Annotated in this window: 1 protein-coding gene; it reads right to left on the minus strand. The window is 61.9% G+C overall.

The window, feature by feature from the left end:
* Positions 1-29 precede the first annotated feature (29 nt).
* A protein-coding gene (locus AC1DJW_RS26410; protein WP_476902942.1) for an IS3 family transposase occupies positions 30-1,177 on the minus strand; the annotation gives its coding sequence in 2 pieces (ribosomal slippage) (positions 30-904 and positions 904-1,177; 1,149 coding nt in all).
* Between the last annotated feature and the right edge of the window lie 80 nt (positions 1,178-1,257).

The following is a 1,257-nucleotide window of genomic DNA, read 5'->3' on the forward strand; positions in this document are numbered from 1 at the left end:
TGATTGGGCCCCCGTTAGCAGTCCAGCGTCTATGCGATAGCTAATTGGTTTTCTTGCGTCCAGTTTTCCCAGTAGCGTTTCGGCGTCATGCCGTTCAGGGATCCGTGGGGCCGTTCATGATTGTAGATAGCTTTCCATTCCTCGGCCAAATACTTCGCTTCGGCCATGGTGTCGATGATTTCTCCGGAGAGTTGTTCCCTTCTGAACTGGGCGTTGAAGGACTCGATGAAACCGTTCTGCCAGGGTGATCCGGGGTCGATGAACGCGGTGTCCACCCCGGCGTTGTTGCACCAGTCGATCAGGGCGGCAGCGGTGAATTCCGGGCCGTTGTCACACCTGACGTAGGTCGGAGCGGTGCCGGTTTCGGCGATGATGTTCTCCAGTACCGCGACCACGTCGGCTGCCTTGAAAGACCGGCGCGGGATGATGGCCAGCGCGGTGCGGGTGTATTCGTCGACGACGTTGAAGAACCGGATGTGCCGGCCGCAGGAGGTCACATCGGACTGAAAGTCGAAGCTGACCACGTGCATCGGATACTCCGCTGTGAGGCGCTTCTGCTCCCCGGCGCCGGGCCCGGTTCGACGCTTCTTCCGCGCCCTGGGTTTACAAACCAAGCCTTCGTCGCGCCAGAGCCGGCGCACACGCTTCCTGTTCAGCACTACACCGCCCCACTCCGGCTGGGCCAGCAGGTGCCAGCGGGCCTTCCGCCAGCCCCACGCGGGGTGCTTCGCTGCGAGGGCGCGCAGGGCTGTGCGCAGCCGCATTTCCTCGAAGCCCATGTCGGGTTTCTTCTTACGGAACGCGGACCGGTTCTGACCCAGAAGCGCGCAGGCGAAACGTTCGGATGCCCCGAATTTCTCCACCGCCATGCGCACGGCGCGACGGCGGGGTTCGGGGCTCAGAATTTTCCCTTGGCCACCTCGTTCAGGATGTCGATGGCCAGCTCCTTCTCCGCCAGCAGGCGCTTGAGCCGGGCGTTCTCCTTCTCCAGCTCCTTCGTCCGCTTGGACGCCTCGGCGTTCTTCTCGGACCCGTACTGGTTCAGCCACCGGTACCAGGTCGCTTCGGTGACTTGGAGCTCCTTGATGACCTCGACCATCGGGCGTCCGTCGTTGAGCATCTTCTGGCCCTGCCGGACCTTGGCGATGACCTGCTCAGGGGTATGTCTGCGTGCCATGATTCGTGAATTTCCTCCTGCGTCCATTCTCGGACACGAAACTCACACAAACACTGGACTACTCTCCGGGGACCCAACCA

It is taken from the genome of Arthrobacter sp. 05L417, from assembly GCF_056397865.1.